At 72.6% G+C, this 6909-nt stretch carries 4 protein-coding genes; 3 read left to right on the forward strand and 1 reads right to left on the reverse strand.

Features of this window, described 5'->3' with window-relative positions; genetic code table 11:
• Positions 1 to 3 precede the first annotated feature (3 nt).
• The 3 genes from VFX14_09170 to VFX14_09180 are packed head-to-tail and all read left to right on the forward strand — an operon-like array spanning position 4 to position 6330.
• Positions 4 to 1656: a thiamine pyrophosphate-binding protein gene (locus VFX14_09170; GenBank protein HEU5189847.1), complete on the forward strand. Its 1653-nt coding sequence runs from the start codon at positions 4 to 6 to the stop codon at positions 1654 to 1656.
• Positions 1657 to 1664: 8 nt separating this feature from the next.
• Positions 1665 to 2687 carry a glycosyltransferase family 4 protein gene (locus VFX14_09175; GenBank protein HEU5189848.1) on the forward strand — a complete coding sequence of 341 codons (1023 nt, stop codon included), beginning with the start codon at positions 1665 to 1667 and terminating at the stop codon, positions 2685 to 2687.
• Positions 2688 to 2742: 55 nt separating this feature from the next.
• Positions 2743 to 6330, forward strand: coding sequence for an ABC transporter ATP-binding protein (locus VFX14_09180; protein ID HEU5189849.1), 3588 nt, complete (start codon positions 2743 to 2745; stop codon positions 6328 to 6330).
• Between the two features lie 238 nt (positions 6331 to 6568).
• On the opposite strand, the gene VFX14_09185 is transcribed toward VFX14_09180, so the two are convergent.
• Positions 6569 to 6909 (reverse strand): O-acetylhomoserine (thiol)-lyase (locus VFX14_09185; GenBank protein HEU5189850.1); only part of this gene is annotated, 341 nt, incomplete at its 5' end.

Consider the following 6909-nt stretch of genomic DNA (forward strand, 5'->3'; position numbering starts at 1 on the left):
ATCATGGCGGATCTCAGCGGCGGGCATCTGGTCGCGCGCACGCTCGCGCAGGCGGGTGTCGGGCACATCTTCACGCTCTGCGGCGGGCACATCCTGCCCATCTACGACGGCTGCATCACCGAGAACATCGCGGTGGTGGACATGCGGCACGAGCAGGCGGCGGCGCATGCCGCCGACGCCTACGCGCGCCTCACACGCAATGTCGGCGTCGCCGTCGTGACGGCGGGGCCGGGCGTCACCGACGCGGTGACCGGCGTGGCCAACGCCTACTCGGCGCGCAGCCCGGTGCTGCTCATCGGCGGCGCGGCGCCCCTCGGCCTGCGCGGGCTCGGCGCGCTCCAGGAGACGGAGCAGGTCGGGCTCCTCCGCCCGATCACGAAGGGATCGTGGTCGGTGGCGGAGACGCGGCAGATTCCCGAGGTGCTGACCACCGCCATCCGTACCGCGCTCACCGGGCGCCCCGGCCCCGTGTTCGTCGAGATTCCCGTCGATCTGCTCATGACCCTGGTCGAGGATCGCCTGGCGCCCATCCCGACGCAGTACGTCCACCGCGAGCGTCAGGCCGCCGACCCCGACGGGATCGCGCGCCTCGCGGACCTACTGATGCGAGCGAAGCGGCCGGTCATCATGGCGGGGAGCGGGGTCTACTGGGACGACGCGGCCAAGGATCTCCAGAGCTTCGCCGAGGGCGCGGGCGTCCCGGTGTTCATGAACGGCGCCGGGCGCGGCTCCCTGCCCAGCGATCATCCGCTCGCGTTCAGCCAGGCTCGGGGGATGGCGCTCGGCCAGTCGGACCTCGTGCTCGTCCTGGGCGCGCCCCTCGACTTCCGGCTGGGCTACGGCCGGCCGCCGTCTTTCGCCGAGGACGCGCAAGTCGTCATGGTGGACTGCGATGCGGTCGAGCTGGGCCGCAATCGCCCGCTCGCGCTCGGGCTCGTCGGGCACATCGGCCTCGTGCTGCGCCAGCTCGCGGACGCGCTGCCCGCGGGCCAGGCCACGCGGGGCAGGGACTGGCTGGGATCGATTCGCAAGAAGGAGGCGGAGAGCCAGGCCAAGCTGATGGCCGAGCGCCAGTCGAGCGACGTGCCCATCAGCCACTACCGCATGGCCCACGAGATCGCGGCCGTCGTGGACGCGGGCACCACCGTGGTGGGCGACGGGGGCGACGTGGTCGGCTGCGCGTCCAAGATCGTGCCGCTCCAGCGGCCGGGACAGTGGATGGATCCGGGCCCCTTCGGCTGCCTCGGGGTGGGGCCGTCCTTCGCCCTTGCCGCCAAGCTCCTCCGTCCCGCGGATCGCGTGCTGCTGATCGCGGGCGACGGCGCCTTCGGGCTCAATGGCATGGAGATCGAGACTGCGGTGCGCTTCCGCCTCCCCATGACGGTGATCGTGGGCAACGACGGCGGCTGGGGGCAGATCCGCAACCCACAGCTGTCCTTCTTTGGCGCCGAGCGCGCGGTGGGCACCTCGCTCCCCCTCACGCGCTACGACCGTCTCGTGGAGTCGCTGGGCGGGAAGGGGATTCACGTCACCGACCCCGCCGCGATCCGGCCCGCGCTCGAGCGCGCGCTCGGCTCCGGCGAGGTCTATGGCATCAATGTGGAGCTGGACCCGGCGGCCTACCGGCGCACCGGCCAGGTCTCGATGGCGATCTAACCCGCGTCGTGCGCATCACCTTTCTCTCGCCACACGTCCGCATCGCGGGGGGCGTGCGCGCCATCCTGACCTACGCCGACCGGCTGGTGCGCCGCGGCCACGACGTGTCCGTGATCGTGCCCGCCGGCTCGCGGTGGCGCGCGTGGCGGCGCAATCGATCCCAGCCGGTCCCCGACTGGATCCCGGGCTTCCGCGCGCGCCTGCGCTGGGTGACCGCGTGGGATCCGTCGCGCCTCCCCGCCGGCGACGCGCTCGTGGCCACCGCGTGGCAGAGCGCCGACGCGGTGGCGGCGGCGCCGGACCGCTGCGGCGCCAAATTCTATCTCGTGCAGCACTACGAGAGCCTCTATCACGGTGACGCGGCCCGCGTGGACGAGACGTATCGCCTCCCGCTCCGGAAGGTCTGCATCTCCACGTGGCTGGCCGACGTCATGCGCGAGAAGTTCGGGGCCGTCGCCGAGGTGCTCGTGACCCCGGTGGATCCGATGCTGTTTCATCCCGTGCCGCTCGAGCGAGGCGACGGACGGCTGCGCGTGCTCATGCTCCACCACGAGTACGCGTGGAAGGGCGTGGCCGACGGCGTCGAGGCGATGCGCCGCGTGCGGGCCCGACACCGGGAGCTCTGCCTCGTGGGCTTCGGCATGAAGCCGCCGAAAGGCCCCAGCCCCTACGACGAGTTCCATGCCGACCTGCCCCAGGACCGGCTCGCGTGGCTCTACGGCCACTGCCCGATCTATCTCTGTCCCTCGTGGGATGAGGGTCTTGGCATGCCGCCCATGGAAGCCATGGCCTGCGGCGCCGCGCTGGTGACCTACGACAACGGCGGCTGCCGGGACTATGCCCACGACGGCGAGACGGCGCTCGTCGCACCCCGCCGCGACATCGACGCGTTGGCGCACGCGCTGGCGCGGATGGTGAACGAGCCGGTGCTGCGCGATCGCATCGCGCGCGCCGGCCAGGCCTTCATCCGGCGCGAGTTCGATTGGGAGCGCGCAAGCGCCCGCCTGGAGGCGATTCTCCGCGGTCGCTAGCGGTCGGCGGCGGGGAGCCGCCTGAGCCGGGTGCTATACTCGGGTCTCCCGCCGTATGTACATCGACCGTCGGCTCTGGGCGCTGACCGAGGGCGTGCGCCTCCGCATCGTCGCCGCGGTGCTGATCGGCCTGCTCGCGGTGGCGGCCGGCATCGCCCGCCTGGCCCTCCTCGGCTGGCTGCTCGCGCGGGTCGCTGCCGGCGACGGCGCCCTCGCGCTGGCGGTGCCGATGGCGGCGACCGCGGCGGTGATCGTCCTCCGCGGCATCCTCGAGTACTGGCGCGCCATGGTGGCACACGAGACGGCGGCGCGCGTGCAAACCACACTCCGCGAGCGCCTTTACGCCCACCTCGTCGCGCTGGGGCCGGCGCACGTGGTGGGCGGCCGCACGGGCGACGTGACCCTGTCCCTGGTCGAGGCGGTGCAGCAGCTCGAGGTTTACTTCGGCCAGTATCTCCCGCAGCTCTTCGTGGCGCTCCTCACCCCACCGCTCATCTTCGTGGCAGTCGCCGTGCTCGACCTGCGCATCGGACTCATCATGCTGGCCGCCGCGCTCTTCACGCTGGTCGCGCCCATGGTCTGGCACCGGAGCGAGAGCGCGGCGAGCCTGGCGCGGAGTCGGGCCTACGCGGCCTTCGGCGCCGAGCTGCTGGACGCCATCCAGGGGCTCGGCACGCTCAAGGCCTTCGGCCAGAGCCGGGCCTGGGGCGAGCGGCTCAGCGCGAAGAGCCGCGCCTTGCTCCAGAGCACCATGTGGGTCCTGGGCGCGAACACCGCGGCGCGCGGCATCACGGACGTGGGGCTGGCCATGGGGGCGGCGCTGGCCCTCACGTGGGGCGCGTACCGCGTGGCCGGCGGCGCGCTCGGCTTGCCCGCGCTGCTGGTCATCCTCATGCTGGGCGTGGAGGTATTCCGGCCGCTGCGTGAGCTGCGCTCCCTGCTCCATCAGGGCATGCTGGGCCGCTCGGCCGCCGAGGGCGTGTTCGCCCTGCTCTCCGCCACGCCCGAGGTGCCGCCCTCGGCGGCCGGGGCCAGCGGCGCGCGACCACTGGCGCCCGCGGTGGCCTTCGAGGCGGTGACCTTCCGCTATCCGGGCGCGCGCCGCGTCGCCCACGACGAGCTCTCGCTCGACGTGCGAGCGGGCGAGCGCGTGGGGATCGTGGGGCCGAGCGGCGCCGGCAAGTCCACGGTGGTGAAGCTGCTGCTCCGCTTCCACGATCCGCAGGGCGGGCGCGTGCGTATCGGCGGTCACGATCTCCGGAGCCTGCCACCCGACGAGATCCGTCGCTCCATCGCCGTTGTTAGCCAGGATACGTATCTCTTCCATGGGACGGTGGAGGAGAATCTCCGCCTCGGCAAGCCCGACGCCACTCAGGCCGAGCTCGAGGCGGCCGCGCGCGCCGCGAACGCGCACGAGTTCATTCGCCGCCTGCCGCAGGGCTACGCGACGCGGGTCGGCGAGCGCGCGGTTCGCCTCTCCGGCGGCCAGCGTCAGCGCATCGCCATCGCGCGGGCCTTGCTGCGGGACGCCCCCATTCTCGTGCTGGACGAGGCCCTGTCCTCCGTGGACGCGGAGAGCGAGGCGCTGGTGCAGTCCGCGCTCGACCGACTGATGGTCGGTCGCACCACCCTGATCGTGGCGCATCGGCTCTCCAGCGTGATCGGCGCCGACCGCATCCTAGTGATGGAATCGGGTCGCGTCGTCGAAGCGGGTCCGCACGCGGCCCTCCTGGCCCAGGGGGGAGTGTACGCCCGGCTCATGGCGGGGCAGCTCGGCAACGGCGCCCCGGAAAACCTTGGCGTCGCCGTGAACGGCGCCGGCCCCGGCGCGCTCGACGAGGATCCCGTGGAGGAGCGGGGTGAGGCGTCGACCGACGCCGACGATCTGGTGCCGGCGCGTGGGATGGGCTGGTCCACGGCGTTGCGCGTGCTGCTGGGCCTCGCGCGGAGCGAGGCGCCTCGCCTCACGCTGGCGTTCGTGCTCGGCCTGCTGCGGGTGGCGGCCCTGATCGGCGTGGGCGTCCTCGGCGCCCTCGTGGCGGCGGCGGTGAAGCGCGGAGAGCCCTTCGGCGGCCTGGTGGTGGCGCTGCTGGTCGTCGCGCCCCTGGCCGGCGTGCTGCACTGGCTCGAGTCGTGGATCGCCCACGACGCCGCGTATCGGCTCTTGCACGATATGCGGATGGATCTCTACTGGAAGCTCGAGTCGCTCGCGCCCGCCTACCTGGTGCGCCGGCGCAGCGGCGATCTCGTCAGCGTCGCCACGCAGGACGTGGAGCTGGTGGAGTACTTCTTCGCCCACACCGTGGCGCCCGCCTTCGTGGCCATTCTCGTGCCGATGGCCGTGCTGATCACCCTCGGGGTCCACGGCCCGATGCTCGCGCTCGTCCTCCTGCCGTTCCTCGCCCTCGGGCTCTTGAGCCCCATCCTCGGCCGCGGACGCATCGACCGGCTCGGCGCCGCCGCCCGCGAGGCGTCGGGCGCCATGAACGCGCACGCGGTGGACTCGGTGCAGGGGCTCGGGGAGCTGCTCGCCTTCGGGGCGGCGCCCGCGCGCGGGGCTGCCTTCGCGCGGCTAGCGCGCGACTATGCGGAGGCCCGGCTGCCGCTCCTGCGCGATCTCGCCATCCAGGCCTCGCTGCAGGAGGTCGCCACCGGCGTGGGCGGGCTCGCGGTGATCTGGGCGGGCGCCGTGCTGGTGGCGAGCGGCCGGCTCGAGGCGGGGCTGCTGCCGCTGATGACCCTCCTCGCGATGTCGGCGTTCGTGCCGATCTGGGAGATCGCCCAGGTCGGGCGCCAGCTCGCCGACTCGCTTGGGGCGGCGCGGCGGCTTCACGCGGTACACGGCGAGCCGGTGCCCGTCATCGACGGCCCCGGCGCCGCGCCCCGCCTCGATGCCGCGACGCCGGCAGTCGAGCTGCGTGGCGTCACGTTCACGTATCCGGGGCGCCTGCGCCCCGCGCTCGTCGATGTGTCGCTCAGCGTGCCGACGGGGAGCACCGCGGCCATCGTGGGGCCCTCGGGGGCGGGGAAGAGCACGCTGGCGGCGCTGCTCCTTCGCTTCTGGGATCCGGCGCGCGGCGAGGTCCGCTACGGCGGCGCGGACGCGCGCCGTTTTCGCCTGGACGATCTCCGCGGCCGCGTGGCCCTGGTGGCGCAGGACACCTATCTCTTCCACCTGACGCTGCGGGAGAATGTGGCCCTGGCGCGTCCGGACGCGACCACGTCGGAGATCGACGCTGCCGTGGAGCGCGCCGCGCTGGCCGAGTTCGTGGCGGCGTTGCCGGACGGCCTCGAGACTATGGTGGGCGAGCGGGGCACGCGCCTCTCCGGCGGGCAGCGGCAGCGGGTGGCCATCGCCCGCGCGTTCCTGAAGGACGCGCCGGTCCTGATCCTGGACGAGGCCACCTCGCATCTCGACGTGGTCAACGAGCGCGCCGTGCACGACGCGCTGGAGCGACTGGCCCGCGATCGCACCACGTTCATCATCGCCCACCGCCTCTCCACGGTGAGCCGGGCCGATCAGATCGTGGTGCTGGACGAGGGTCGCGTGGTGGAGGCGGGCCCCCACGCCGTTCTGCTGGCGCGCGGGGGACTCTACGCGCGGCTGGTGTCGCGCCAGCTCGCCGGGGCGCCGGCCGGGTAGGAGAACGACCGAGCGAGTTGCTGGAGGAGCGCGCGAGCCCCACTTATGATGGCGGCCCTCCGCGCCTTGCCGTGCCCATCCCGCTCTGCGATCCGGACTGCGCCTGCGTCGCGCATTAACTCGTCAATCCGCTGACTTGCGAGCGTGTGTATCAGGTATTCGTTCATCATCTCGCTCCCCCTCACTGAGTGAAACCACGGAGGGGAGCGCTCCGTGAAAAACCGCCGCGCGGGCGAGGCTAGGGGAGGATCTCCCAGCCTTTCTGGTACCTGTTGAGTTCGCCCGTTGTGTAGGCGTCCATGGGGTGCTCGCGCTCCGGGATGTCGACGTGCTTGACCTCCCCGCAGAGCGCGGTGGTGAAGTAGCGCTGCCCGGTGTCGTTGATGATGGTGATGATGGACGGGAGTGTGGGGTGCCGCCGGGCCAGCTTGAGCGCCGCGGCCACGTTGCAGCCGCTGGAGATGCCGCAGAAGATGCCTTCCTCCGCGGCGAGGCGGCGGGCGATCTCGATGCTCTCTTCCGTGGTCGTGGTGATGACCCCGGTGAGGTGGGAGACGTCGAGGTTCCGGGGCACGAACC

It is taken from the genome of Candidatus Methylomirabilota bacterium (assembly GCA_035764725.1).
Lineage (GTDB): Bacteria > Methylomirabilota > Methylomirabilia > Rokubacteriales > CSP1-6 > DASRWT01.

Coding starts and splice junctions, on each gene's coding strand:
- VFX14_09180 (HEU5189849.1), top strand. CDS start 2,743: ATGTACATCGACCGTCGGCTCTGGGCGCTGACCGAGGGCGTGCGCCTC.
- VFX14_09170 (HEU5189847.1), top strand. CDS start 4: ATGGCGGATCTCAGCGGCGGGCATCTGGTCGCGCGCACGCTCGCGCAG.